General features: G+C 61.5%; 21 protein-coding genes and 1 riboswitch. Of the genes, 6 read left to right on the top strand and 15 right to left on the bottom strand.

Features of this window, described 5'->3' with window-relative positions; translation table 11 throughout:
• Positions 1-46: 46 nt before the first annotated feature.
• The 8 genes from ACQRBT_RS06675 to ACQRBT_RS06710 all read right to left on the bottom strand — a co-directional run bounded on the left by ACQRBT_RS06675 (position 47) and on the right by ACQRBT_RS06710 (position 9063).
• Positions 47-757, bottom strand: a complete 711-nt coding sequence (locus tag ACQRBT_RS06675) for a PqiC family protein (protein WP_060755121.1) — start codon at positions 755-757, stop codon at positions 47-49.
• Between the two features lie 172 nt (positions 758-929).
• On the bottom strand, positions 930-3194 hold the full coding sequence (parC, locus tag ACQRBT_RS06680; RefSeq protein ID WP_060755122.1) for a DNA topoisomerase IV subunit A: 2265 nt from the start codon (positions 3192-3194) through the stop codon (positions 930-932).
• A gap of 73 nt (positions 3195-3267) precedes the next feature.
• Positions 3268-4263, bottom strand: a complete 996-nt coding sequence (locus ACQRBT_RS06685; protein WP_104995356.1) for an esterase-like activity of phytase family protein — start codon at positions 4261-4263, stop codon at positions 3268-3270.
• On the bottom strand, positions 4263-6167 hold the full coding sequence (gene parE / locus ACQRBT_RS06690; RefSeq protein ID WP_412046596.1) for a DNA topoisomerase IV subunit B: 1905 nt from the start codon (positions 6165-6167) through the stop codon (positions 4263-4265). The genes ACQRBT_RS06685 and parE overlap by 1 nt, the downstream gene beginning before the upstream one ends.
• Before the next feature lie 44 nt (positions 6168-6211).
• Entirely contained in the window at positions 6212-6820 is a 609-nt protein-coding gene (locus ACQRBT_RS06695; RefSeq protein ID WP_412046595.1) for a YqiA/YcfP family alpha/beta fold hydrolase, read from the bottom strand.
• Between the two features lie 270 nt (positions 6821-7090).
• On the bottom strand, positions 7091-7906 hold the full coding sequence (gene cpdA, locus ACQRBT_RS06700) for a 3',5'-cyclic-AMP phosphodiesterase (protein ID WP_198760888.1): 816 nt from the start codon (positions 7904-7906) through the stop codon (positions 7091-7093).
• A gap of 99 nt (positions 7907-8005) precedes the next feature.
• Positions 8006-8455, bottom strand: coding sequence for a DUF1249 domain-containing protein (locus tag ACQRBT_RS06705; RefSeq protein ID WP_060755127.1), 450 nt, complete (start codon positions 8453-8455; stop codon positions 8006-8008).
• Positions 8446-9063: an NUDIX domain-containing protein gene (locus tag ACQRBT_RS06710; protein ID WP_060755128.1), complete on the bottom strand. Its 618-nt coding sequence runs from the start codon at positions 9061-9063 to the stop codon at positions 8446-8448. Before ACQRBT_RS06710 ends, ACQRBT_RS06705 begins: the two co-directional genes overlap by 10 nt.
• 193 nt (positions 9064-9256) lie before the next feature.
• On the opposite strand from ACQRBT_RS06710, the gene ACQRBT_RS06715 reads away from it, so the two are divergent.
• Positions 9257-10003 (top strand): RsiV family protein, encoded by a 747-nt coding sequence (locus tag ACQRBT_RS06715; RefSeq protein WP_104995353.1) that lies wholly within the window; start codon positions 9257-9259, stop codon positions 10001-10003.
• Here the strand turns inward: ACQRBT_RS06715 and cytX are convergent.
• Positions 9972-11261: a putative hydroxymethylpyrimidine transporter CytX gene (gene cytX / locus ACQRBT_RS06720; protein ID WP_412046594.1), complete on the bottom strand. Its 1290-nt coding sequence runs from the start codon at positions 11259-11261 to the stop codon at positions 9972-9974. The genes ACQRBT_RS06715 and cytX overlap by 32 nt on opposite strands.
• 145 nt (positions 11262-11406) lie before the next feature.
• Positions 11407-13311 carry a phosphomethylpyrimidine synthase ThiC gene (gene thiC / locus ACQRBT_RS06725; protein ID WP_060755131.1) on the bottom strand — a complete coding sequence of 635 codons (1905 nt, stop codon included), beginning with the start codon at positions 13309-13311 and terminating at the stop codon, positions 11407-11409.
• Between the two features lie 147 nt (positions 13312-13458).
• Positions 13459-13564: riboswitch (TPP riboswitch) on the bottom strand.
• Positions 13565-13760: 196 nt separating this feature from the next.
• Here thiC and ACQRBT_RS06730 point away from each other — a divergent pair.
• On the top strand, positions 13761-15200 hold the full coding sequence (locus tag ACQRBT_RS06730) for a TolC family outer membrane protein (RefSeq protein WP_060755132.1): 1440 nt from the start codon (positions 13761-13763) through the stop codon (positions 15198-15200).
• A gap of 20 nt (positions 15201-15220) precedes the next feature.
• Here the strand turns inward: ACQRBT_RS06730 and waaA are convergent, their stop codons facing one another.
• Together waaA and ACQRBT_RS06740 are read right to left on the bottom strand one after the other, a co-directional pair.
• On the bottom strand, positions 15221-16501 hold the full coding sequence (gene waaA, locus ACQRBT_RS06735; protein ID WP_412046593.1) for a lipid IV(A) 3-deoxy-D-manno-octulosonic acid transferase: 1281 nt from the start codon (positions 16499-16501) through the stop codon (positions 15221-15223).
• Positions 16502-16524: 23 nt separating this feature from the next.
• Positions 16525-17415, bottom strand: coding sequence for a LysR family transcriptional regulator (locus ACQRBT_RS06740; RefSeq protein WP_060755134.1), 891 nt, complete (start codon positions 17413-17415; stop codon positions 16525-16527).
• A 104-nt stretch (positions 17416-17519) separates the two neighbouring features.
• Here ACQRBT_RS06740 and ACQRBT_RS06745 point away from each other — a divergent pair, with 104 nt between their 5' ends.
• The 4 genes from ACQRBT_RS06745 to ACQRBT_RS06760 are packed head-to-tail and all read left to right on the top strand — an operon-like array spanning position 17520 to position 20896.
• Positions 17520-17855, top strand: coding sequence for a DMT family transporter (locus ACQRBT_RS06745; protein ID WP_060755135.1), 336 nt, complete (start codon positions 17520-17522; stop codon positions 17853-17855).
• Between the two features lie 55 nt (positions 17856-17910).
• Positions 17911-19086: an NAD(P)/FAD-dependent oxidoreductase gene (locus ACQRBT_RS06750; RefSeq protein ID WP_060755136.1), complete on the top strand. Its 1176-nt coding sequence runs from the start codon at positions 17911-17913 to the stop codon at positions 19084-19086.
• Positions 19083-19895, top strand: coding sequence for an aldo/keto reductase (locus tag ACQRBT_RS06755; RefSeq protein WP_104995349.1), 813 nt, complete (start codon positions 19083-19085; stop codon positions 19893-19895). The genes ACQRBT_RS06750 and ACQRBT_RS06755 overlap by 4 nt, the downstream gene beginning before the upstream one ends.
• A 41-nt stretch (positions 19896-19936) precedes the next feature.
• Complete coding sequence (locus tag ACQRBT_RS06760) at positions 19937-20896, top strand: metal ABC transporter ATPase (RefSeq protein WP_090367178.1); 960 nt, start codon at positions 19937-19939, stop codon at positions 20894-20896.
• 18 nt (positions 20897-20914) lie between these two features.
• Here the strand turns inward: ACQRBT_RS06760 and ACQRBT_RS06765 are convergent, their stop codons facing one another.
• From ACQRBT_RS06765 to msbA, 3 genes are all read right to left on the bottom strand, one after another.
• Positions 20915-21850: an NAD-dependent epimerase/dehydratase family protein gene (locus ACQRBT_RS06765; RefSeq protein ID WP_161547756.1), complete on the bottom strand. Its 936-nt coding sequence runs from the start codon at positions 21848-21850 to the stop codon at positions 20915-20917.
• Positions 21843-23267, bottom strand: coding sequence for a bifunctional D-glycero-beta-D-manno-heptose-7-phosphate kinase/D-glycero-beta-D-manno-heptose 1-phosphate adenylyltransferase HldE (gene hldE / locus ACQRBT_RS06770; RefSeq protein WP_090367181.1), 1425 nt, complete (start codon positions 23265-23267; stop codon positions 21843-21845). Before hldE ends, ACQRBT_RS06765 begins: the two co-directional genes overlap by 8 nt.
• 208 nt (positions 23268-23475) lie before the next feature.
• Complete coding sequence (gene msbA, locus ACQRBT_RS06775; RefSeq protein WP_060755140.1) at positions 23476-25281, bottom strand: lipid A export permease/ATP-binding protein MsbA; 1806 nt, start codon at positions 25279-25281, stop codon at positions 23476-23478.
• Positions 25282-25405 lie beyond the last annotated feature (124 nt).

The raw sequence follows: 25405 nt of genomic DNA on the forward strand, positions 1-25405 counted from the left end.
AAAGGCCCGCTGAATCAGCGGGCCTTTTTTGTATCTGCGGTTTGGCTTAGAACCTGAACACTTCCATGTCCGTACGAATCGGCGTGGCCATCGGCATCTTCGGCTTTTCCGGGGCTGCCGGCTTGGCATGTACCGGCGCTGGTTTGCGCGGCGCTTCGGCGACCGCCGGCTGATTGGCCAATGGCTTGATCGCTACCGACAACTGCTGCGCCAAATGCTGCAACAACACGCCCTGGGCCTGGACCTGGGACGCGGTGGTGCCGACGTGCTCTTCCTGCAGGTGCACGATGCGGTTATCACGCACCTGGCCACGGCGATCGATCAAGCGCCACTGGGCATCCAGGATTGCCGGCTGCGATGCACCAGAGTCGAGCCGGGTGATGGTCAGCAACACCTGCACATCCGGCGTAAACCCGGTTGGAGCAGGTGCCAGCACCACACGCTGGCTGTCCAATTGACCGGCCACCTGACGCAGCATCAACTGATTGATATCGGACGACAAACTGCCCGCCCAACGCCCATCGGTGGAACCTTGCAGGCTGCCGTCGTTCTGACGTTGTAGCAGGGTCTCGCGTTGCAGGTAATCGGCAACGACCACCGGGCCCAGCAATACGGCCATGCCCGCCGCTTGGGCAGGCTGAGCCGGACTTCCGCTGTCCAGCTGGTACAGCGACACCGGTTGGTGCGTGCTGCAACCCGCCAACCCCAGGAGGCCAGCGAGCATTAAAAATAGAGGAAGGCGTGGAGCAGTCATCATCCCATCCAGGTGGCTGCCACAAGGCGAACCACAACGTAATACAAAAAATACCTAAACACGCTCGGCCACGCCGGCGCTGGAAAGGCCATATCATCCGTGAATATGCGCCATGACTCCAGCGCCAAAGCGTCGATCTACGGGTTAAATCGTAGATCGAGCGTCTTAGTACGCCTTAAAGCGGCGCTTCCACCAACAAAGCATCCACTCGCTGGAAGCCTCGCGGCAGTTTGTTGCCTCGTCGACCGCGCTCACCCTTGTAGTGCTCAAGGTCGTCAGGGCGCAGCGACAATGTGCGCTTACCGGCCTGAAGCACCAGGGTCGCGCCTTCCGGGATCACGGCGATGTCGGTCACGTACTCCTCACGACTGGCCACCCGCTCCCCGGGAATCCCGATAATCTTGTTGCCCTTGCCTTTGCCCAACTGCGGCAGGTCGCTGATCTTGAACACCAGCAAACGGCCTTCAGTGGTCACCGAGGCCAGCCAGTTGCTCTCACGATCATCCACCGGGCGCGGCAATATCACTTTGGCATTATTCGGCAGGCTCAACAGAGCCTTGCCCGCCTTGTTCTTGGCCTGCAGGTCTTCACCCTTGACCACGAAGCCGTAACCAGCGTCGGAGGCGATCACGTACAGCGCATCATCATCCGGCAGCAGCACACACTCGAAATTCGCACCCGGCGGCGGCGTAAGGCGGCCTGTCAGCGGCTCGCCCTGGCCCCGCGCCGAAGGCAAGGTGTGGGCCGGCACCGAATAGCTACGCCCGGTGGAGTCAATGAACACCGCAAACTGGTTGGAACGGCCGGCCGCAGCGGTCTTGAAGCCATCACCGGCTTTGTAGGAGAGCCCGGTAGCGTCAATATCATGCCCCTTGGCGGAACGAACCCAACCCTTTTCCGACAGAACGACGGTAATTTTCTCGTTCGGCAGCAGTTCGGTTTCCGTCAGCGCCTTGGCTTCCGCACGCTCGACGATTGGCGAACGACGTTCATCACCGTAGGTTTCCGCGTCTTTGATCAGCTCGCTGCGCACCAGCTTCTTGAGCTTGGCCTCACTGCCCAGCAGCGCTTGCAGCTTGGCTTGCTCCTTGAGCAGTGCGTCCTGCTCATCACGCAGCTTCATTTCTTCCAGCCGCGCCAGCTGACGCAAGCGGGTATCGAGGATGTAGTCCGCCTGGATCTCACTCAGCTCGAAACGCGCGATCAGTTCGGCTTTCGGGTGCTCGGCGGTGCGGATGATGTGGATCACTTCATCCAGGTTGAGGTAGGCAATCAGCAAACCGTCCAACAGGTGCAGGCGGCGCTCAACCTTGTCGAGGCGAAACTGCAGGCGGCGGCGCACAGTCTGCACGCGGAACTCCAGCCACTCCACCAGCAGGTTGCGCAGGTTCTTCAACTGCGGCTTGCCGTCCAGGCCGATAATGTTGACGTTGACGCGGTAGCTGGACTCCAGATCGGTGCTGGCGAACAGATGCTGCATCAGTACCTCGTGATCGACCCGGCTGTTGGTCGGGATGATCACGATGCGGCAGGGGTTCTCGTGGTCGGACTCGTCACGCAGGTCGGCGACTTGCGGCAATTTCGACGGTTTGGCCTGCATCAGCGCAGCGATCTGCTCCAACACCTTGGCGCCGGACACCTGATGCGGCAGCGCGGTGACGATAATGTCGCCATCTTCGATGTGGTACACGGCGCGCATGCGCACCGAGCCCTTGCCGGTTTCATACATCTTCAGCAGGTCGGCGCGCGGCGTGATGATTTCCGCTTCGGTCGGATAGTCCGGGCCCTGGATATGCTCGCAGAGCTGCTCGACCGTCGCTTTGGGCTCATCCAGCAAACGTACGCACGCCGTGGCGACTTCGCGCAAGTTGTGGGGTGGCACGTCGGTGGCCATGCCGACCGCGATGCCGGTAGTGCCATTGAGCAGAATATTCGGCAAACGTGCAGGCAACACCAAGGGTTCGTCGAGGGTGCCGTCAAAGTTCGGCCCCCAGTCCGCCGTGCCCTGGCCCAGCTCGCTGAGCAGGACTTCCGAGTAACGCGACAGACGCGCCTCGGTGTAACGCATGGCGGCAAAGGACTTCGGATCATCCGGCGCACCCCAGTTACCCTGCCCGTCCACCAAGGTGTAGCGGTAGCTGAACGGCTGCGCCATCAGCACCATGGCTTCGTAGCAGGCCGAGTCGCCGTGAGGGTGGAACTTACCGAGCACGTCACCGACGGTACGCGCCGACTTCTTGTGCTTGGAGTCGGCGTCCAGGCCCAGCTCACTCATGGCGTAGACGATACGCCGCTGCACGGGTTTCAGGCCGTCGCCGATATGCGGCAAAGCACGGTCCATGATCACGTACATGGAGTAGTTGAGGTAGGCCTTTTCGGTGAAGTCAGCCAGCGACCGGCGTTCTACGCCATCTAAGCTGTCTGCGAGGATGTCACTCATGCGGGCCTCATCAATATCAGGTAAGGCGCAGCGGAATTGCCGCCGCGCTGAGTCAATTCAAAAAAGCAGTGGTTCATGGCTGGGCGCTCCAGCCACCGGCCGGGGCGGCGAAACGATAGACCATTGGGCGTTTCTCACCATCGGCCCGTGGGCCGAAATTATTGTCGATGCCCACCCAGGCACCGTCTGCATCCACTATCAGGGCTTCAGCCAGGCCGTAGGGCTGGGCATAACGTCGGTTGGGCGTCAGCGCCTCGTCGGCAAATGACCAGCACAGCTCGACCTTGGCGGTGAGGGTATCGCGCCGGCAAATCTGGAACGCATTGCGCTCCAGGGTAAACAGCTTGCCGTTGTACAGCGCCAGATCGGCGAAGTCCTTGGACACCGCCTTGGCATTTTCAAACTGCGCCGGCTGCACTTCCTGGCCCGCTTCGCTGAGCAATACGCAGGGGCCGTCGCAGTCCCATACGCTCTGCCCGCGCTTGATGGCGATCAGGCCACGTCGCTCGCGTTCGGCCGCCAGCCAGATCTGATTGCCCTCGGCATTCACCGCCAGGCCCTCAAACAAGGCATTGAAGTGCAGCAACATGCCACTGGCCCGGGCTTCACGCACCATGCCCGGAGCAATTTTCAACCACTCGGCAGTCCCCGTTGCCGGCACCTGCAGCACCGCCGCATGGGCTTCGCTGACAATGTAACGATTGCCTACGGCATCGCAGGTGATGCCTTCAAAATCCAGGTCGCCCCCGCGAATGAAGGACGCGGCCTTGGTCCGCGAACGCAAGCCCCACGGCAACCCGGAGTCAGGCACCGGTGGCACGTCGATCTTTACCGTTTCGGCCTTCCAGGTCGGCGCACTGATATCCAGGCGATAGATCTGGTCGTCGTCACGGTCCGACACCGTCCACAGTTCCTTGCCGCACAAGGCCAGGCCCGACAGGTTACCGCCGCGCATACCGTCCACCGGGTGTTCGCCTACCAGCTTGAGCTCAGCCACGGGCGCGGCGACCCCTTCGGTGGCCGCCAACCCGCTCAACATCAGGATCGCCAAGGCGAAACCTGTGCGCATCAGCCCAAAACCTCGGCCAGGTTGCCGTTGGATTCCAGCCAGGATTTACGGTCGCCGGCGCGTTTCTTGGCCAGCAGCATGTCCATCATTTCGGCGGTGGCGACGAAATCGTCCAGGGTCAGTTGCACCAGACGCCGAGTGTTCGGGTCCATGGTGGTTTCGCGCAGCTGCGGCGGGTTCATCTCACCCAGCCCCTTGAATCGCGTGACCTGCGGCTTGCCACGCTTCTTCTCGGCCACCAGGCGATCGAGAATGCCATCGCGCTCGGCTTCGTCCAGGGCGTAGAAGATATCCTTGCCCAGGTCGATACGGTACAGCGGCGGCATGGCGACATAAACGTGGCCGGCCTCCACCAACGGGCGGAAGTGCTGGACGAACAGCGCGCAGAGCAAGGTGGCGATGTGCAGGCCGTCGGAGTCGGCGTCTGCGAGGATGCAGATTTTGCCGTAACGCAGCTGGCTCATGTCCTCTGCGCCCGGGTCCACGCCAATAGCCACGGCAATGTTGTGCACTTCCTGGCTGGCAAGGACCTCACTGCCGTCGACTTCCCAGGTGTTCAGGATCTTGCCGCGTAACGGCAGGATCGCCTGGAATTCCTTGTCCCGCGCCTGCTTGGCGGAACCACCGGCGGAGTCACCCTCCACCAGGAACAGTTCGGAACGCATCGGGTCCTGCCCCGCGCAATCGGCCAGTTTGCCTGGCAGTGCCGGGCCTTGGGTGATGCGCTTGCGCTCGACTTTCTTGCTCGCCTTCAGGCGTCGGCCGGCGTTGCTGATCGCCAGTTCCGCCAGGGCCAGGCCCAGCTCAGGGTGCTCGTTGAGCCACAGGCTGAAGGCATCCTTGACCACTCCGGAAACAAACGCCGCCGCTTCACGGGACGACAGGCGCTCCTTGGTCTGGCCGGAAAATTGCGGTTCCTGCATCTTCATCGACAGCACGAACGCGATGCGCTCCCACACGTCCTCCGGCGCCAGCTTCACGCCGCGCGGCAACAGACTGCGGTATTCGCAGAACTCGCGCATGGCGTCCAGCAAACCCTGGCGCAAACCGTTGACGTGAGTGCCGCCCTGAGCGGTGGGGATCAGGTTGACGTAGCTTTCCTGCACGCTGTCGCCACCTTCGGGCAACCACAGCAGAGCCCAGTCGACGGCCTCCTTATCACCCGCCAGGCTGCCGCAGAACGGCTCGTTGGGCAGGCGTTCGAAATCGCTGACCGAGTCTTCCAGATAGGAGCGCAGGCCGTCTTCGTAGTGCCACTCGACCTTCTCGCCAGTGCCTTTGTCTTCAAAGGTGACGAGCAGGCCCGGACACAACACGGCCTTGGCCTTGAGCACATGCTTGAGGCGGCTGATGGAGAATTTCGGTGAATCGAAGTATTTCGGGTCCGGCGCAAAGTACACGCTGGTGCCGGTGTTGCGCTTGCCAACGGTGCCGATCACTTCCAGGTCGGTGGCCTTGTAGCCATCGGCGAACGTCATCTGGTACTCGTTGCCGTCACGCTTGACCTTGACCCGCACCAGCGTGGACAGGGCGTTGACCACGGAAATGCCTACACCGTGCAGGCCGCCGGAGAACTGGTAGTTCTTGTTGGAAAACTTGCCACCGGCATGCAGCTTGGTGAGGATCAGCTCGACGCCCGGCACACCCTCTTCCGGGTGGATGTCCACCGGCATGCCGCGACCATCGTCGGACACTTCAAGGGAGTGGTCGGCGTGAAGAATGACATGCACCGACTTGGCATGCCCGGCCAAGGCTTCGTCGACGCTGTTGTCGATGACTTCCTGGGCAAGGTGGTTCGGCCGACTGGTGTCGGTGTACATGCCGGGGCGTTTGCGCACCGGGTCGAGGCCCGAGAGGACTTCGATGGCGTCGGCGTTATAAGAGCTAGCGCTGGGAGTGGCCATGGGGTCTCGTCGTGAGTCGTTCGATTAAAAAATGACCTGCGACTTTACAGTGCCGCAAAGTCGAAGGATTGATACTGATCTGCGCCGATGCCGGCAAAACTCAACATCGCCGGCAATTGCTGGGCGAACCCTTGGTAACCATGGTCGCCACCGGCCTGGATACGCAAGGCACAGGCCCGGTAATACTGTTGGGCGAGGCGATAATCCAGGGTTTCATCCCCGGTCTGCAACCACACCTGGTAACGCCCGGCGTCCAGCGGCGCCGGCACTTCCAGCTCGGCCAGGGCCGCGACGTGATCGTGGGTCAATTCCCAGGCCTCACCGGTGTAAAGATTGGTCTGAGTGCCCAGGTAACCATCGAACATCCGATGGGGGCTGACCGCCGGGTTGACCAGCAGTGCCTTGAGGCCACGGCGCTCGGCAAGATGGGTTGCATAGTAGCCGCCGAGTGAGCTGCCGACCAGCAGTGGCCGCCCCAACTGCGCAATGGCCTCCTCCAATTGAGGAATCGCCTGACGCGGGTGGTGATGCAGCGCCGGCACGCGCAACTGGTCGGCCAAGCCGAGGCTATCCATCACAGCAGTCAACTGGCTGGCCTTGTTGGACGCAGGCGCGCTGTTGAAACCGTGGATATACAAGATCGAAGCGGACATGCCGGGCTCTCCGTGCTGCAGCCAAAGAGGCGCAGTTTACAGGTAAATCTCAGTAGTGAGCGGGCTTGCCCTAATGCCAGTTAGTTAAGCGATAAAGCGGGCGATGAATAAATTGTGGGAGGGGCGGTGCGACGATTCGACTTGCTCCCGATAGGCCGCGCAGCGGCCTCAAAAATGGGCCTGCTACGCAGTCCATCGGGAGCAAGCCCCCTCCCACAGTGACCGCGTTAATCCTTAACTGACTGGCATTAGGGCTTGCCCCGCTCACTACTAGTAGCCGTTACTGCCGTAATCTATGGTGAACACAAAATTTTTTACCCGCTCAACACCGGTTTCCAACCGTCCGTCGGCATGCAGGCGCAGCCAGCGGTAGCCCGGCGCCTGCTCGCTGACCTCGAAGTCTTCACTGCCCGGGGCGAACTGGATGCACGTGGACGGCGAGGCCAGCAGGCGCACGCCGTTGCGTTCGCCATCAATCTCTTGATGCACATGCCCCCAGAGCACAGCCCTGACCTGCGGGAAACGGTCGAGCACGGCAAACAAGGCTTCCGGGTTGCGCAGGCCGATCGGCTCCATCCACGCACACCCGATGGGCACCGGGTGATGGTGAAAGCACACCAGATGGTGCCGGTTCGGCGCTTCGCTCAGGGCCTGGGCGAGCAATTGCAATTGCTGGTCTTGCAGGTAGCCAGGCACCGAGCCGGGCACGGCGGAATCCAGCAAGGTGACCCGCCAGTGGCCAATGTCGAGCACCGGCTCCAGCAAATCGCTGTGCACAGCCGCGTGGGCCATGATGTGCGGTTCGTCATGGTTGCCGGGAATCCAGCGCGCTGGCGCGTCGATCTGACGGGTCATGTCACGAAACTGCTGATACGACTCAAGCGTACCGTCCTGGGACAAATCGCCTGTCGCCAGCACCAGATCGATCTGCGGCTGCTGTGCGCGCACCAACTCGATCACCCGCTGAAGGCTTTCGCGGGTGTTCATGCCCAGCAACGTGCCGCTTGCCTCGGCAAACAGGTGGCTGTCAGACAGTTGCACCAGCAATGCGGGTGCGTCAGGGTTCACAGTGGATACGCTCGGCAAGGCGTTCTCCCAAGGCAATCACAGGAAAATGGGCGACTGGCGCGATTATGCTGGGCAGGACACAAAGAGGAAACCTGGGGAAGCAGACGCAGTTCACATCTACCGCACGACTTCGAACTCGTGGCCCAGGGCCAGGCAGTGGCTCAACCACTCACCGAGGAACACATTGAGCTGTGCTTTCTCATCGGGCTGGTGCATGAACACATTCGGGTACGGATAGATGCTGCGAAAGCGCCGCGCATGTTCGGCACTGATCACTTCGGCCATCCGTGCATCGTGGTACACCTGCACTTCCAGCTGCGGCACCGGCAACCATGGCAGGCTGTGTTCCTGACGCACGCGCAGGGTGGTGGTGTAGGGGCAGTTGATGATGACTTCAAGCGTCAGCACGCCGAGCATCTGGTCGCCATGGGTCACGGCAATGCGCCGTGCTTCGGGCGCATGGCGCATGTCGGGAAGCAGGCGCATCAGCCGCGCATAGTTGGCCTCGCAGGCGGCTTGAAGCCCGATCAGGTCAACTCGATATCGTTCCCGTGCCTTTACTGCCATAACCCCCTCACTTCCGCGCGATTAAGCGCAAGCCATTGCAGGGCGATGATGCTGGCTGCATTGGAAATCTTACCGTCACGCACCGCCTGCAGAGCATCTTCGAACGCCCAGCGGGTGACGCGGATATCTTCGGCCTCTTCTTCCAGTCCATGCACGCCGCCGGCGCCTGTGCTGTCGCAACGGCCCAGGTACAGGTGAACGAATTCGGTACTGCCGCCGGGCGAAGGGAAATACTTCGTAATCGGCCATAAAGCGGAGAAGGTCAGCCCAGCTTCCTCCTCGGCTTCGCGGTGTGCAACCTCCTCCGGTTGCTCGTCCTTGTCAATCAGCCCCGCAACCATTTCCACCAGCCAGGGGTTGTCGGTACGGCCCATGGCGCCTACGCGAAACTGCTCGATCAACACCACTTCGTCACGCTGCGGGTCGTAAGGCAGCACGCAGACTGCGTCATGCCGAACGAAGACTTCGCGGTTGATCACCCGGCTCATGCCGCCATCGAACTTTTCATGGCGCAACTGCACGCGATCAAGCTTGTAGAAGCCCTGGTAGGCATTGTCGTGCTGAACGATTTCGATCTTGCTCGGCGTCGACTTCGCAATGTCCGTCATATCCATTCCCGTTGTGCCCATACAATTGGCGCCATCCTAACGCGCTCACGCCCCCGGATGCAGCCCCTTTCCAGTTGCCGGGATAGACGGCGGGCGTCAAACTCACTCTCATCAGTCTAGTGGCGAACTGACTGCCTTGTGGGCAGTCCAAGCGCTACTCTTTTCGCTTTCCATCGATTTACGAAGGACGCACATGTCGCTTTTAAAAATCGCCTCCGTGGCTTGCATTGCCTTGACTCTGGGTGCCTGCCAGAGTCTGTTCCAACCCAGCTATCTCAAACCGCTGGACACCCAGCCGGACGCCTCGGAACAGATCAAGCCCGGCTGCAACAGCCCGGATTGCCCGCTGGTCAACATCGATACCGTGCATTTCCCCACCGAGCCGCAACTCGACACCCTGGTGGAACAGCGCCTGCTGCAGATGACCCGGACCACGCCAGGGGCAAGCGTGCCGCCAACCTTGAACGCTTACCGGGACAAGTTCCTGCGCGAGTCCGCCGACCGCAACAGCATGTATCTGCAAGCCAAGGTACGCGAGCAGCATGACGGACTGGTGATCATCGAAGTGTCCAGCTACCTGGATACCGGCGCAGCCCACGGTGAGCCGGGCCGTGGTTTCATCAACTATTCGCGCCTGCTGCACAAGGAGCTGAGCCTCGCCGACATGTTGCTGCCAGGCCAGGAACAGGCGTTCTGGAACACTGCGAAAGTCGCTCACAACAGTTGGCTGATCAACTCGCAGATGGACCGTGACCCGGAGTTCGTGAAGAACTGGCCATTCCAGAAGACCCCGAACGTGGCCTTGACCAGCAACGGCGTGGTGCTCAAGTACAACGTGGCCACCATCGGCCCGTACGCATTGGGGCTGATCGAAATGACCATCCCCTACGCACGTCTCACCGGCGTACTCAAGCCTGAGCTGATGCCTGCACGCCACTGAAGGCCCGGCCCAGGATGAACTGCAGCAGCCCTGCCAGCACCAGCGCCGGCAGGGTCGCGCCGATATTCGGATACAGGTTGGCCAGCAGGTGATAGGCAGCGATGCCGCCCATCCAGGCCACCAGCGCCGGCCAGTGCAGATGAGTGACGGCGCCGCGGCCACGGCGGCGCAGGATGAAGTGGTCCACCAGCACCACGCCGAACAACGGCGCAAACACTGAGCCGATCAGCAGCAGGAAGTTCTGGTATTGCGCCAGCGGCGCAAGGCAGGCGATCAAGGTGCAGACCACCCCGATGACCAAGGCCAGGTGCTCGACCTTCCAGCGCAGTAGCATCCCGCTGGACACCGCCGCCGAGTGAATATCGGCAAAGGCGTTTTCCGTTTCATCCAGCAGGATCAGCAACAGCGGAATCCCCAGGCCCGCACCGGCCAGCGCGAGCAATAGCGCATTCACTTCGCCGCTGGGCGCAAACGCCAGGGTGTAGGCCACACCCAGGCTCATCAGCCAGAAATTACCGATAAAGAAGCCCAGCGCGGTACCGCCGAACACGCTTTTTGCGCGTTTGCCGAAACGCGAGTAGTCGGCAATCAGCGGCAGCCACGACAGCGGCATGGCGATCGCGATATCAAAACCCACCGCGAACGGCATCGTACCGTCACCGGCCTGGGACCACAGCGCAGCGAGGTCGGCCTTGGCGAACAGGTTCCAGGTCAGCCACAGGCAAGCGGCGAGCAGCAGCCAGATGCCCCATTTGCGCAGGATCTGGCGTACAAAAGTCAACGGACCGCTGACCGCCAGCAGGGTCGCCAAACCACCGAACACCAACGTCCACAACAGAGGGCTCGCCAACAGGCTGCCTTCGCTGAACGCCCGCGTGCCCAACAAGCTGGCGGCGTCGCGCATGACGATAATTTCGAACGAGCCCCAGCCGACCAGCTGCAACAGGTTCAGCAACGCCGGCAGGCTCGCGCCTTGGGTGCCGAGGCTGAGTTTGAGGGCCGCCATGGCGGACAGGCCGGTGTCGCTGCCGATTACGCCAACAGCGGCCAGTAACAGCACCCCTACCAGGGTGCCGAGGAAGATCGCCAGCAACGAGCCGGACAAGCCCAGGCCCGGCGCGAGCAAGGCACCGGTCTGCAGGACCATCAGGCCGATGCCGAGGGAGAACCACAGGGAAAACAGATCGCGGGCGCCGAACACGCGCTTGTCACTTGGCACTGCTATCTCAGGAGAGTAGGTACTCGGTTGAATGCTCAAGGGTTGTATCTCTGAGGGGCATGGGTTGTTTGTTGAAGTGCTATCGGGGGCGAGCCCCTCCCACTGTTTGAACTGCGAATACATTCAAAAATGTGGGAGGGGGCTTGCCCCCGATGAGGCCCGTACAGGCGCCCAGCATCTGCGATCAGACTTTTTTGTAGAGCTGGCTGCCTTCCTGCTTGAACCGCTGCGCCTGCTCGGCCAAGCCCTTGGCCACGTCGACATCCACCGCATCAATCCGCTGGTTGGCCGCGTACTCACGCACTTCCTGGGTGATCTTCATCGAGCAGAATTTCGGCCCGCACATCGAACAGAAATGCGCGACTTTGGCCGAGTCTTTCGGCAGGGTTTCGTCGTGATAGGAACGCGCGGTGTCCGGATCCAGGCCCAGGTTGAACTGGTCTTCCCAACGGAACTCGAAGCGCGCCTTGCTCAAGGCATTGTCGCGGATCTGCGCGCCCGGATGCCCTTTGGCCAAGTCGGCGGCATGGGCTGCGATCTTGTAGGTAATGATCCCGGTCTTCACATCATCCTTGTTCGGCAAACCCAGGTGTTCCTTGGGCGTGACGTAGCAGAGCATGGCGCAACCGAACCAGCCGATCATCGCGGCACCGATACCGGAGGTGATGTGGTCGTAGCCCGGTGCAATGTCGGTGGTCAGCGGGCCGAGGGTATAGAACGGCGCCTCGTCGCAGCACTCCAACTGCTTGTCCATGTTCTCCTTGATCAACTGCATCGGCACGTGGCCGGGGCCTTCGATCATGGTTTGCACGTCGTGCTTCCAGGCCGTCTTGGTCAGTTCACCGAGGGTTTCCAGCTCACCGAATTGCGCGGCGTCGTTGGCGTCGGCAATCGAGCCCGGGCGCAGGCCGTCGCCGAGGGAGAAACTGACGTCATAGGCCTTCATGATTTCGCAGATTTCGTCGAAATGCGTGTAGGTGAAGTTCTCTTTGTGGTGCGCCAGGCACCACTTGGCCATGATCGAACCGCCACGGGACACGATGCCAGTGACGCGTTTGGCGGTCAGCGGCACGTAGCGCAGCAGGACGCCGGCGTGGATGGTGAAGTAGTCGACGCCCTGCTCGGCCTGTTCGATCAGGGTGTCACGGAACAATTCCCAGGTCAGGTCTTCGGCGACGCCACCCACTTTTTCCAGTGCCTGGTAGATCGGCACGGTGCCGATCGGCACCGGCGAGTTGCGGATGATCCACTCGCGGGTTTCATGGATGTGCTTGCCGGTGGACAGGTCCATCACCGTGTCCGAACCCCAGCGAATGCCCCATGTCAGTTTCGCCACTTCTTCTTCAATGGACGAACCCAGGGCGCTGTTGCCGATGTTGCCGTTGATCTTCACCAGGAAGTTACGGCCGATGATCATCGGTTCCAGCTCGGTGTGGTTGATGTTGGCCGGGATGATCGCGCGGCCGCGTGCGATTTCCTCGCGCACAAATTCCGGGGTGATGATTTTCGGCACGCTGGCGCCGAAGCTGTGGCCGGCGTGTTGCTGGTCGAGCAGGCCACTGGCACGGGCCTCTTCGAGCTTCATGTTTTCGCGGATGGCGACGTATTCCATCTCGGCGGTGATGATGCCTTTGCGGGCGTAGTGCATCTGCGTGACGTTAGCACCGGCCTTGGCCCGGCGTGGGTTCTTTACATGGGCGAAACGCAGCGCAGTCAGTTCGGCGTCGTTGAGGCGCTGCTGGCCGAAGTGCGAGCTCAGGCCGGGCAGGCGCTCGGTGTCGCCGCGCGATTCGATCCATGGCGAACGCACATCGCCCAGGCCTTTGCGCACGTCGATGATCACATTCGGGTCGGTGTAGGGGCCGGACGTGTCGTAAACGGTGACCGGCGCGTTGATTTCGCCGCCGAAGTCGGTGGGGGTGACGTCCAGGCTGATTTCGCGCATCGGCACGCGGATATCCGGGCGAGTGCCCTGCACGTAGATTTTTTGCGAGCGGGTAAAGGGTTGCACGGAGCCGGTGTCGACCTTGGCCGATTCACTCAGGTGCACGGTATTTTTCAGTTTTGTACTTTTTATTTCTGTGCTCATCACGGGCTCTCCAACTATCCAGGCGGTGGATTTTTGTCGGAGCGAACCTGAGACGGATGGACGCACTGAAAACAGTGCTGTGCTTGGCGCACGGAGTGTTCGATTGTCGAACATTCATCCCGGACGAAGCACAAGAGGACTCGCCGGGTGACGAGAAATCTTGTTCCCTACGCAGGCGCTAACCTGATCAGGTTCAACGGGATCCGGTATTTACCGATCTCAGCCTTCCAACAAGGCACCCCGACAAGAACGCAGGCAGTCTAGACCATGGCATGGGCAAATTGCCAATAGCGCTGCATTCAGCGTGATGAATGGCATGATTGCGGGATTGTTGCGCCGGGTCAGCGCCACTACACTCGGTTGCCGCCACAATGCTTGACGCCAGGAACGGCCAGCCTTAGCCTTGGGCGCTAAATTATCACCGTAATATTCAATCTAGGGATCGCCTCATGCTGCGCAAACTTTCACTGGCGCTTGCCGTGTCTTGTGCAACCAACGGAATGGTCTGGGCAGCTGAAGCGCCCCTGACGACCAAAACCGACCTGGTCAGCGTTTACCAGGAAGCGGTGGACAACAACGCCGACCTGGCAGCCGCACGCGCCCAATATGGCGCACAAAAGGAAGTGGTGCCCCAGGCCCGCGCCGGCTTGTTGCCCAACCTGTCGGGCGGTGCCGATATCAACACCGTGCGCACCCAGATCGACACGCCGGCCGCCACCGCCAACCGCGACGCTCACTCCTGGCGCGCGACCTTGAGCCAGCCACTGTTCCGCGCCGATCGCTGGTTCCAGCTACAGGCTGCCGAGGCCACCAACGAGCAGGCCGCGCTGCAACTGTCGGCCACCGAGCAGAACCTGATCCTGCAAAGCGCCGAAAGCTACTTTGCCGTGCTGCGCGCCCAGGACAACCTGGCCTCGACCAAGGCTGAAGAAAACGCCTTCAAGCGCCAGCTGGACCAGTCCAGCGAGCGCTTCGACGTGGGCCTGTCGGACAAGACCGACGTACTGCAATCCCAGGCCAGCTACGACACCGCGCGCGCCAACCGGATCCTGGCCCAGCGTCAGGTGGAAGACGCCTTTGAAGCGTTGATCACCCTGACCAATCGTCAATACAACTCGATCCAGGGCATCGTCCACACACTGCCGGTGTTGCCACCGCTGCCGAACGACGCCAAGGCCTGGGTTGAAACCGCCGGCCGCCAGAACCTGAACCTGCTCGCCAGCAACTACGCCGTCACCGCCGCCGAAGAAACCCTCAAGCAACGCAAGGCCGGGCATGCCCCGACACTCGATGCGGTGGCGCAATATGAGAAAGGCGACAACGACGCCCTCGGGTTCAGCAACCCGAATGCCTTTGGCACGCCCTATCGCGGCGATGTGGAACAACGCACCATTGGCCTGCGCCTGAACATTCCGATCTACAGCGGCGGGCTGACCAGTTCCCAAGTGCGTGAATCCTACTCGCGCCTGGGCCAGACCGAGCAGCAACGCGAAGGCCTGCGGCGCCAGGTGGTGGAAAATACGCGCAACCTGCACCGCGCAGTGAACACCGACGTGGAACAGGTACAGGCACGCCGCCAGTCGATCATTTCCAACCAGAGCGCGGTGGAAGCCACGGAGATCGGCTACCAGGTGGGTACGCGTAACATCGTCGACGTGCTCGACTCACAGCGCCAGCTCTATGCGTCGGTGCGCAACTACAACAACAGCCGCTACGACTACATCCTCGACAACCTGCGCTTGAAGCAGGCGGCGGGCACCTTGAACCCGGGGGACTTGCAGGACCTGGCGCGCTACCTCAAGGCTGACTACAACCCGGACAAGGACTTCCTGCCGCCGGACCTGGCCAAGGCCGCCGCCGAACAGCTCAAGGCCCGCCCGGGTAATTAAGCACAGCGCCTACAATGGAATCAGTGCTGATCCAATAGCCTGTCCAGGCCATCCAGCAAGCGCTTGAGCGCGCCCTGGTTGGCCTGCATCACCTTGAGCCCAGCCTGCGCCATCTTGCGCGCATCCTGTGGCAGCTCGAACAGCTGGCGCACAGCTTCGGCCAGACCTTGGGCATCGTCGACTTCGCGCAACGCCCCCGCCTCATGCATCATCGCGCTGATTTCGAGGAAGTTGAACCGGTGCGGCCCCATGATCACAGGCAGGGCCAGCGCCGCCGGCTCCAACGGGTTGTGGCCGCCGGTCGGCACCAGGCTGCCGCCGACGAAAGCACTGTCGGCCAGGGCATACAGAAACAGCAACTCGCCCATGGTATCGCCCAGCAACACGGAGGTCTGCGCGGTCACGGGGTCACCGCTGGAGCGACGCACCGTGGCGAATCCTCGTTGCCGGCACAACTCAAACATCGGACCGAAGCGCTCCTGATGGCGCGGCACCAGAATCAGCAACGCATTGGGATAGCTCTCGAGCAACTGGCGGTGGGCCGCCAGCACCACTTCATCTTCGCCTTCATGGGTACTGGCGGCGATCCACACCGGGCGCTCACGGGCGCCCCATTGCTCACGCAGGGCGGCGGCACACAGCGGCAGCTCGGGGTCGACAGTCAGGTCGAACTTGATCGAACCCGTGACTTCAACGGTTTCCGGGCGCGCACCCAGGCTCAGGAAACGCTCAGCCTCGGTACGCGTCTGCACGGCGAACAGGCTCATCTCAGCCAGCATCGGCGCGGTCAGCTTGGCGAAACGCCCATAACCCTTGGCCGAGCGCGCCGACAGTCGCGCATTGGCCAGTGCCACCGGAATGCCACGCTGGTAGCAGGCGTGGATGTGATTGGGCCACAGCTCCGTCTCCATGATCACCGCCAGTTTCGGCTTCACCTGATCCAGAAAACGCTTGGCGGCGCACGGCACGTCATAGGGCAGGTAACAATGCTGAATGCGCGGCTCATTGGCGAACAACGCCTGGATACGCTCGGAACCGGTGGGCGTCATGCAGGTGACGGTGATCGGCAGCGTCGGGTGGCGCGCCATCAGCCCGCGTATCATCGGCGCGGCAGCGATGCTTTCGCCGACCGACACCGCATGCACCCAGATCCCGCCCGGCTGCATCATCGGCAGGCCATAGGAAAACCGCTCGCCCACGCGCTTGGCATACGCCGGCGCCTTGCGCGCGCGCAGCCACAGACGTAAAGCCACCAACGGCAGCGCCAGGTAAAACAGACAGCTGTAGAGAGTTCTATTCATGGCGGCGGAGTTTATCGGCTTTTTCAGTCGATCGCCTGCAAGCACTCGGCAAATCGTTCAGCCAGGAAGCGTGCGGCAGGCCCGAGGTGTTCATCCCGACGCCAGACCAGTTCCACCACCAGGGCCGGTGGCGTCCATTCGCTGTCCAACTCGACCATTTGTTGCTGATAGGTGGGGTACTGCACGATATGCCGCGGCAGCCAGGCCCAGCCCAAGCCACTCATCAACCATTCGGCCAGCACATAGAAACTGTCGGCGCGCCACACCAGAGGGCTGGCAGCCTCACTGCCGGGGTACACACTGGTCTGGGTCGACATCAACAGTTGGCGAAACTGTGCCAGGCGCTGGCAATCCACATATCGCTCCTTGGCGAGCGGGTGGTTCACGCCGCACACCGTGACCATTTCCACACTGCCCACCACCCGCCGCTCAAGCGCCTCGGGGATTTGGTCGTGATAGAACAGCAGGCCCAGGTCGGCTTTGCGCTCCACCAACTTACGCGCTACGTCGCCTTGGGCAGCGCTGGACAATTGCACTTCCAGCAACGGGTATTGCGCGGCCAGCGCTTCAAGGCTGTCGAGTACCGGCTGGAACAACATGGCTTCGTCCTGGGCCAGGCGCAGGCAGGCTTCTTCACCCCGGGTCAAGGACAGCGCCCGACCATTGAGCCGCTCACACTGGCGCAACACCTCACGCGCCTCCTCCAGCAACACACTGCCCGCCTCGGTCAGGCGTGGCTGGCGGCCACTGCTACGATCAAACAGGCTCAGCCCCAGGTCCGCCTCAAGCAAGGCAATCCCATTGCTCACCGCCGATTGAGCCTTGCGCTGGTCACGGGCCACCGCGGAAAACGAACGCTGCTCGGCGACACTGACAAACAGGCGCATCTGCTCAAGGTTCCACTGCACGCTCATGGCCTAACCCATCTTTAATTCGGATAGGTAATGACTTTACCGCATCTTGGCAGTCGCTAGAATGCCGACCTTATCTAGCACGCAACACACCGAGGATTACCCCCATGAATGTCGCCTACCTCTACCTGGCCATTGCCATTTGCTCGGAAGTGATCGCGACCGTTTCCATGAAAGCGGTCAAGGGCCTGAGCACACCCATCCCGCTGATGCTGATGATTGTGGGTTATGGCGTAGCGTTCTGGATGCTCACCCTGGTGGTGCGCAGCGTGCCGGTGGGCGTGGCCTATGCGGTATGGGCCGGGCTGGGGATCGTGATGGTCAGCGTCGCGGCGTTGTTCATCTACGGGCAGAAGCTGGATGTCCCGGCGATGCTGGGGATGGGCCTGATCGTACTGGGCGTGGTAGTGATTCAGTTGTTCTCGAAAACCGCCGGGCACTGACCGCTACTCAACAGGCTGTATACTGCGTCCCTTGTCTTGAACACTGAGGTCGCCGATGCCATCCGTTATTTCCACCGACGTACTGATTGTCGGCGCCGGGGTTGCCGGCCTCTGGCTGAATGCGCGCCTGCGCCGCCAGGGGTTTTCCACGGTACTGGTGGAAAGCGCCACCCTGGGCGGCGGGCAAAGCGTGAAGTCGCAGGGAATCATTCACGGTGGGGCGAAATATGCCCTGCACGGCGCGCTCACCGGCGCGTCCGAAGCCATTGCCGACATGCCGCGCCGCTGGCGTGAAGCCCTGGCAGGAACGGGCGAGCTGGATTTGTCCGGCGTACGCTTGCTGTCCGAAGCCCACTATCTATGGTCCCCCGGCACGCTCGCCGGCAACCTCACCAGCTTCTTTGCCAGCAAGGCCGTGCGCGGGCGTGTGGACCAGGTCAAAGGCGACGAATTGCCCCCCGCCCTGCAGGATCGCCGCTTCAAGGGCAAGGTCTATCGCTTGGCCGAACTCGTGGTGGACGTGCCGAGTGTGATTCAACGCCTGGCGCAACTGGGCGGTGATAGCCTGCTCGCCGCAAAGCAGATCGAACCGCTGCGCGAAGACGACCACTTGGTGGGCTTGAAGGTCGATGGCCGCGAGATCCGCGCGCAACGCATCGTGTTGAGTGCCGGCGCCGGCACGGCTGACTTGCTCGGCGCCCTGGGCCTCAGCCAACCGGCCATGCAGAAACGCCCCCTGCATATGATCATCGCCAAGGGCCCAGGCCTGAAGCCGCTGTATGCCCATTGCCTGGGTGGCGGCACCAAGCCGCGCCTCACCGTTACCACCCACCCGGCAGCGGATGGCAATTGGGTGTGGTACATCGGCGGAGATATCGCCGAAGCCGACGGTGTGGCACGTACCCCTGAAGAACAGATCGCCACCGCACAAAAGGAAGTGGCGCAACTGCTGCCGTGGATCGACATGAGCCAGACCCAGTGGGCCACCTTGCGGGTCGACCGCGCCGAGCCGCTGCAATCGGGTCTGAGCCGCCCCGACAATGCATTCCTCGCCGAACAAGGCCGCCTACTGGTGGGCTGGCCGACCAAGCTGGCCCTGGCGCCGGACTTCGCCGATCGCGTGCTCGACAGCCTGGAGCGCGACGGTATCCGACCCGGCGCCGGCGAGCCTCTGCCCGACCTGCCGAAACCCGCGATCGGCGTGCCTGCCTGGGAGCAACTGTTGCCATGAGCCTGCCTACCTTGCACGACCTGCATCGCCCCCTGGGCAGCACGGGCCTGATCGTCTCGCCACTGGGCCTGGGCACCGTCAAACTGGGCCGCGACCAGGGCGTGAAATACCCCAGCGGCTTTCAGATCCCCGACGATGACGAAGCGCGAATGTTGTTGCGCCAGGCCCGACAGCTGGGCATCAACCTGATCGACACCGCCCCCGCCTACGGTCGCAGCGAAGAACGCCTGGGGCCGCTGCTACGTGGCCAGCGCAAGGATTGGGTGATTGTCAGCAAGGTTGGCGAAGAGTTTGCCGACGGCGTATCCCGTCATGACTTCAGTGAGGCCCACACCCGCCTGTCGATCGAGCGCAGCTTGAAAAGACTTGAAACGGATTTTATCGATCTGGTGCTGGTGCACTCCGACGGCAATGATCTGCACATCCTCAACGATTGTGAGGTTTACCAAACCCTGGCGGCCCTGAAAAAAGAGGGCAAGATTCGCGGCTTCGGCTTCTCCGGCAAAACCGTTGAAGGCGGTATGAAGGCTCTGGAACAAGGCGATTGCGCGATGGTCACCTACAATCTGAACGAGCAGGCCGAGAAGGCCGTGATTGATTACGCCGCGACCCATGGCAAAGGCATCCTGGTGAAAAAAGCCTTGGCCAGCGGCCACGTTTGCCTTGAGCCCGGAATGGATCCAATTCATGCCAGTTTCATGTTGTTGTTTGCGCAAACGGGCGTCGCCAGTGCTATTGTCGGGACCATCAACCCGCTGCACCTGGCCCATAACGTGGCGACCGCTGCCCAGGTCATTCGTCAACTCTGATGCCGCCGACGCGGCCGACCCCGTCGCAAGAAGGAGCCGACATGCCGCGAACGCTCATAAGAAAAAACCCCAGCAACTTCAAAACACTGCCGCTACACGTCGAAGCCACCCCCGAGGGCCTGAGCTACCAGAGCGTCGGCATGCCGCTCAACTTCGCCCAGACCCTGCAACGGCGCAAACCGGTAGACGTACCGAACGCCGAGCGCTTTGCCCTGGAACTGGCCAACCTTGGCGTGTCGGTGCGACTGACGCTGCATTGGCAAAACAAGGACTACTGGGTGCTCGTGCGCCAACGCCGCCAGGACCGTGGCGATGTGGTGCTCAAGCTGATCTCCGGCTACGTCCCGGCCCATGAATTGAACCTGCCGCTGCACACCGCCATCCAGGAAATTGCCGAAGAATGCCTGCTCGAAACCCCGGAAGGCTGGCTCGGCGGGCGCTTCAACGACACGTGGCTCCCGGCGCCCTACTCCGCAGCCCTGCACTACCGTGAAGCCTTGCCCTTTCGCCTCAGCCCGCTGTCTGGCGCGGCGCGACCGGTGCGTTGCGCAACCACTCAATTGATCGAGCGCCCACGGGCTTATGTGCACCTGCCCACCGCATCGCTGCAGCTGATTTATGACTTGAGGCTGGAAGTCCCGAAGGAAGCCAAGTCCCTGAGCCTGTTCCATGTCGATGAGCGCCTGGAAGGTGACCAGTTGGTCGCCCGCCTGGACCGCCAGCGCCCCGACCTGTACCTGATGCCTCTGAAAGACGGCCAGCCACTGGCCGAGCTTTACACCGTCAAGAAAGACCAGCTGTACCCGGCGAGCACACGAGGTTTGTACCTGGCGGAAAGCTTCGCCCAACAGGAAGGCTGGTTGGTACGTGATGAGCGGATTCGCTGGAAAGACTGGCTCAGGCAGCAAGGCCTGGCAGAGCCGGAAAAAGAGTCGCGATTGAAGCATCTGGCACAGCGGATGCTGCGTAAAATCGTGCCAAAGAAAAAAGCCAGCCGATAAAGGCTGGCCTCCTTACCGTCAGCCTCTGAGCAAACGCTCCAGGCCCACCTTCAACGGCGTGGGCTCGGGCAGCGTAAAACTCGCCAGCAGCCGTTGGTTATTCGCCCGCGAATGTCGGATATCCCCAGAGCGTGCAGGCCCGTAAGTCACAGCCGGCAACTTGCCGACGATGTCTTGCAAGGCTTGCAGTACGTCCTTGAGCGTAGTGGTGCGGTTCCAACCGACATTGATTGCACCCAGCGGTGCAGCGGGCGCTTCAATGGCCTGTACCAGCACGTCCACCAGATCTTCCACGTACATGAAGTCACGGGTTTGCTCGCCATCGCCAAACACGGCGATCGGCACACCTTGCTGCGCGCGCTCGCTGAAGATACTGATCACACCGGAATACGGCGATGACGGATCCTGGCGCGGCCCGAAGATATTGAAGAAACGGAAGATCACCGGCTCCAGGCCATGCTGGCGGCGGTAGAAATCGAAGTAATGCTCGCTGGCCAATTTATCGGACGCGTAAGGCGTCAATGGCGCCTTGGTGGTTTCTTCGGCAATCGAAGCCCCCTCGCCGTTGTTGCCATAGACCGCGGCGCTGGAGGCATACACCACACGCCTGACGCCGGCCTTGCGCATGGCCTCACAGACATTCAAGGTACCGACAAAATTGCTCTGGTGCGTGCTGACCGGGTCATCCACCGAGGCCTGCACCGAGGCCACTGCAGCCAAGTGCACCACGGCAGTCGCGCCGACGGCGGCCTTCGCCACCAGGTCCGCATCGGCGACATTACCTTCAATCAGCTCCAAACGCGGGTTATCCATCGACAAGTTGCTGCGTTTGCCGGTGGACAGGTTATCCAGCACCCGCACGCCATAGCCTTTGGCAAGCAACGCGTCCACCAGGTGCGAGCCAATGAAGCCCGCACCGCCGGTAATCAGGACCCACTTATCAAAGTTACTCATTGTTGCGGATCTTCTCGACAATCGCGGTGGTCGAGCTGTTCTCAACCAAGCCCAACACTTTGACCTTGCCGCCGTAGGCGCTGACGATGTCGGCACCGACCACCTGGTCGACGGAATAGTCACCGCCCTTGACCAGCACGTCCGGCTTGACCTGGGCCAGCAGATTTTCCGGGGTACCTTCGGGGAAGCTGATCACCCAATCCACCGCGCCCAACCCCGCCAGCACCGCCATGCGACGGTCAACGCTGTTGATCGGACGGCCCGGACCTTTCAAGCGACTGACCGAAGCATCGTCATTGACCGCAACGATCAGGCGATCGCCTTGGGCACGCGCCTGCTCCAGGTAAGTCACATGGCCGGCATGCAGGATGTCGAAGCAGCCATTGGTGAACACAATGCTTTCGTTGTGGGCACGCGCATCGTCAATCGCCAGCAGCAACTGCTCGATACTCAGTACGCCACGCTCGGAACCTTCGGAACGCTGGATCGCCCGGCGCAGCTCAGGTGCACTGATGGCCGCCGTACCCAGTTTGCCAACCACAATGCCTGCCGCCAAATTGGCCAGGGCCACGGCGTGAGGCAATTCTTCACCTGCCGCGATAGACGCGGCCAAGGTAGAAATGACGGTGTCACCGGCACCGGTGACATCAAACACTTCACGGGCACGCGCCGGCAGGTGCATCGCCGGGTGGCCTGGGCGCAACAGGGTCATGCCGTGCTCGCCACGGGTCACCAGCAAGGCGCCCAGGTCGAGGTCGGCCATCAGCGCCGCACCCTTGCTCACCAATTCATGCTCATCGGCGCAACCACCGACGATGGCTTCGAACTCACTGAGGTTCGGCGTGATCAGGCTGGCGCCCCGATAAATCGAGAAGTCCTTGCCCTTGGGATCGGCCAGCACCGGAATGCCCTTGGCCTTGGCGGCCTGAATCAGCGCCTGATGGTTCCTCAAGGCGCCTTTTCCGTAGTCGGACAACACCAGCACCTTGATGCCTTCGAGCAACTCGTCAACCTGGCTGCCGAGAGCCAAGGCGTCGGTGGCGAAGGGTTCTTCGAAATCGATACGCAGCAACTGTTGGTGCCGGCTCATGACCCGCAACTTGACGATGGTCGGCTGATGGGCGATACGCTGGAACACCGCACGCACGCCGGCCCCGCGCAGGCTGTTGGCCAGGCTGTCGGCAGCTTCGTCGTCGCCGGTCACACCCACCAGGGAGGCTGGAGCGCCGAGCGCGGCAATATTGAGGGCAACGTTGGCAGCACCACCCGGACGGTCTTCGATTTGCTCGACCTTGACTACCGGCACCGGTGCCTCAGGGGAAATCCGTGAGGTACCACCATGCCAGTAACGGTCGAGCATGACATCGCCGACCACCAAGACAGGGGCTTGATCGAATCGCGGCATGGACAACTTCATGGTGCAACCCACATACAAAATGAACAGGGGCGCGATATTAGCACAGGGTTTGCGATGGCTTGTGACTAGCGCGACGCCGAATCCACTACGGGGCTAATGCTGGAGGGGGCGTGCCCGCCGATAGCGAAATACCAGCCGGCATTTCTGCAAGCTGACACTTCGCTATCGGGGGCAAGCCCCCTCCCACATTGCCCTGTGTACCTGTCGATCAGGTGATATCGGCCGATACCGGCGTATCCAGGCCCATGGAGTGCAGGCGGGCATAGTAGCCGTTTTGCGCGAGCAACTCGCCGTGGGTACCGCGCTCCACGATACGGCCATCGTCCATCACCAGGATCAGGTCAGCCTTCTCGATGGTCGACAGGCGGTGCGCGATCACCAGGGTCGTGCGACCTTGCATGACGTTGTCCAACGCCGCCTGAATGTGGCGCTCGGACTCGGTGTCGAGCGCCGAGGTGGCCTCGTCGAGAATCAGCAGCGGTGCATTCTTGAGCAGTGCACGGGCAATCGCCAGGCGCTGGCGCTGGCCACCGGATAACAACACGCCGTTTTCACCGACCTGGGTATCGAAGCCCTTGGGCAACTGGTCGATGAAGTCCTTGGCATTGGCATCCGCCGCCGCGGCTTCAACCGCCTCCCGTGGTGCTCCGGCCAGGTCACCGTAAGCGATGTTGTTGGTCACGGTGTCACTGAACAGGGTGACATGCTGGGTTACCTGGGCGATATGCTTGCGCAGGTTGAGCAGCTTGTAGTCTTCGATTTCGACGCCATCGAGCAGAATCTCCCCACTCTCGTGGTGGTAAAAACGCGGGATGAGGCTGGCCAGGGTCGACTTGCCGCTGCCTGAGCGCCCAACCAGCGCAATCATCTGCCCCGGCTCGGCGGTGAAACTGATGTCCTTGAGCACATGACGCTCGGTGCCGGGGTAAGTGAAGTTCAACTGGCGCACTTCCAGGCGCCCGCTGACCTTGTCGCGCTCGATAGTGCCGTGGTCGACTTCAACCGCCTCGTCCAACTGCTCGAAAATGCTTTCAGCACCGGCGACACCTTTCTGGATGGTCGAGCTGACTTCCGACAGTTGGCGGATCGGCTTGGGCAACAAACCGGCCAACGTGATGTAGGCGACCATGTCACCGGCGGACGCATCGCCACGAAGATACAGAACCAGGAACATCAATACCGCCATGGCGGTGTAGATCACCAGTTGCAACGCCGGCGTGTAGATCGCGCCCGTACGGGTCATGCGCAGTTGCTTGTCGGTATTGCTCTGGCTTGCCTTGAGGAAACGCTTCTCCTCGTAGACTTCACCGCCGAAGCTGCGCACCACGCGATAGCCTTGGATGGTTTCCGAAGCCACGTGGGTCACGTCACCCATCGCCACCTGGATCTTTTTGCTCTGCTTGCGAAATTTCTTGCTGGCCGTGCTGACCATCACCGCAATCAGCGGCAGGATGGCGATCATGACGAGCGTCAGGCGCCAGTTCATGAACAACAGGGAGGCGAACAGGAAGATCACCGTCATGCCTTCACGGATGACCACCTTGATCGCATCGGTTGCCGCACCTGTGACCATGGTCACGTTGAAGGTGATGCGGGAAATCAGGTGTCCCGAGTTGTGGTTGTCGAAGTACCGGTTAGGCAGCGTCAGCAGGTTGTTGAACAACTGCACCCGCAGGTCGTGGACCAGGCCCAGGGAGACCTTGGCCAACAGGTAGTTGCCCAGGAAAGACCCCAGGCCCTGCCAGGCGGCGATCAAGATGATCAGCAGCGGCACGGCCTGCAGCAGTTGCAGGTCCCGCAGGAATGGCACAGTGGGGAACAACACGGCTTGCGGGTTGGACAGGCCATCGACAAAGTACTTGAGGATGTAACCCAGCATCGGCTGGGTTGACGCGAAAATCAGAAATCCGACGATACTCAACGCGAACAAGCCCATGTAAGGCTTAACGTAGCTGAGCAGGCGGAAGTATATTTTCAAGCTCGAAGGGCTTGCGCTCGGACTGGAGTCGGTCATATCACGCGGCGTTTTGAAAAAGGAGGCTGACTTTAGCACAGCTTCTCTGTTGTACTTGCACCCGGCTTGCCCCTCGGCCCGGCTGGATCCGACCGAAGACATTATATAGCCACTATCTTAAGAT

The sequence above is a fragment of the Pseudomonas sp. R19M genome (genome assembly GCF_050312585.1).
Lineage (GTDB): Bacteria > Pseudomonadota > Gammaproteobacteria > Pseudomonadales > Pseudomonadaceae > Aquipseudomonas > Aquipseudomonas palleroniana.

Excerpts from the sequence above, each read along its gene's own strand:
- ACQRBT_RS06715 (WP_104995353.1), top strand. The coding sequence starts at position 9,257 with ATGTCGCTTTTAAAAATCGCCTCCGTGGCTTGCATTGCCTTGACTCTG.
- ACQRBT_RS06675 (WP_060755121.1), bottom strand. The coding sequence starts at position 757 with ATGATGACTGCTCCACGCCTTCCTCTATTTTTAATGCTCGCTGGCCTC.
- parC (WP_060755122.1), bottom strand. The coding sequence starts at position 3,194 with ATGAGTGACATCCTCGCAGACAGCTTAGATGGCGTAGAACGCCGGTCG.
- ACQRBT_RS06755 (WP_104995349.1), top strand. The coding sequence starts at position 19,083 with ATGAGCCTGCCTACCTTGCACGACCTGCATCGCCCCCTGGGCAGCACG.
- parE (WP_412046596.1), bottom strand. The coding sequence starts at position 6,167 with ATGGCCACTCCCAGCGCTAGCTCTTATAACGCCGACGCCATCGAAGTC.
- ACQRBT_RS06765 (WP_161547756.1), bottom strand. The coding sequence starts at position 21,850 with ATGAGTAACTTTGATAAGTGGGTCCTGATTACCGGCGGTGCGGGCTTC.
- waaA (WP_412046593.1), bottom strand. The coding sequence starts at position 16,501 with ATGAATAGAACTCTCTACAGCTGTCTGTTTTACCTGGCGCTGCCGTTG.
- hldE (WP_090367181.1), bottom strand. The coding sequence starts at position 23,267 with ATGAAGTTGTCCATGCCGCGATTCGATCAAGCCCCTGTCTTGGTGGTC.
- ACQRBT_RS06750 (WP_060755136.1), top strand. The coding sequence starts at position 17,911 with ATGCCATCCGTTATTTCCACCGACGTACTGATTGTCGGCGCCGGGGTT.
- ACQRBT_RS06730 (WP_060755132.1), top strand. The coding sequence starts at position 13,761 with ATGCTGCGCAAACTTTCACTGGCGCTTGCCGTGTCTTGTGCAACCAAC.
- ACQRBT_RS06685 (WP_104995356.1), bottom strand. The coding sequence starts at position 4,263 with ATGCGCACAGGTTTCGCCTTGGCGATCCTGATGTTGAGCGGGTTGGCG.
- thiC (WP_060755131.1), bottom strand. The coding sequence starts at position 13,311 with ATGAGCACAGAAATAAAAAGTACAAAACTGAAAAATACCGTGCACCTG.
- ACQRBT_RS06760 (WP_090367178.1), top strand. The coding sequence starts at position 19,937 with ATGCCGCGAACGCTCATAAGAAAAAACCCCAGCAACTTCAAAACACTG.
- msbA (WP_060755140.1), bottom strand. The coding sequence starts at position 25,281 with ATGACCGACTCCAGTCCGAGCGCAAGCCCTTCGAGCTTGAAAATATAC.
- ACQRBT_RS06745 (WP_060755135.1), top strand. The coding sequence starts at position 17,520 with ATGAATGTCGCCTACCTCTACCTGGCCATTGCCATTTGCTCGGAAGTG.
- ACQRBT_RS06710 (WP_060755128.1), bottom strand. The coding sequence starts at position 9,063 with ATGACGGACATTGCGAAGTCGACGCCGAGCAAGATCGAAATCGTTCAG.
- ACQRBT_RS06695 (WP_412046595.1), bottom strand. The coding sequence starts at position 6,820 with ATGTCCGCTTCGATCTTGTATATCCACGGTTTCAACAGCGCGCCTGCG.
- ACQRBT_RS06705 (WP_060755127.1), bottom strand. The coding sequence starts at position 8,455 with ATGGCAGTAAAGGCACGGGAACGATATCGAGTTGACCTGATCGGGCTT.
- ACQRBT_RS06740 (WP_060755134.1), bottom strand. The coding sequence starts at position 17,415 with ATGAGCGTGCAGTGGAACCTTGAGCAGATGCGCCTGTTTGTCAGTGTC.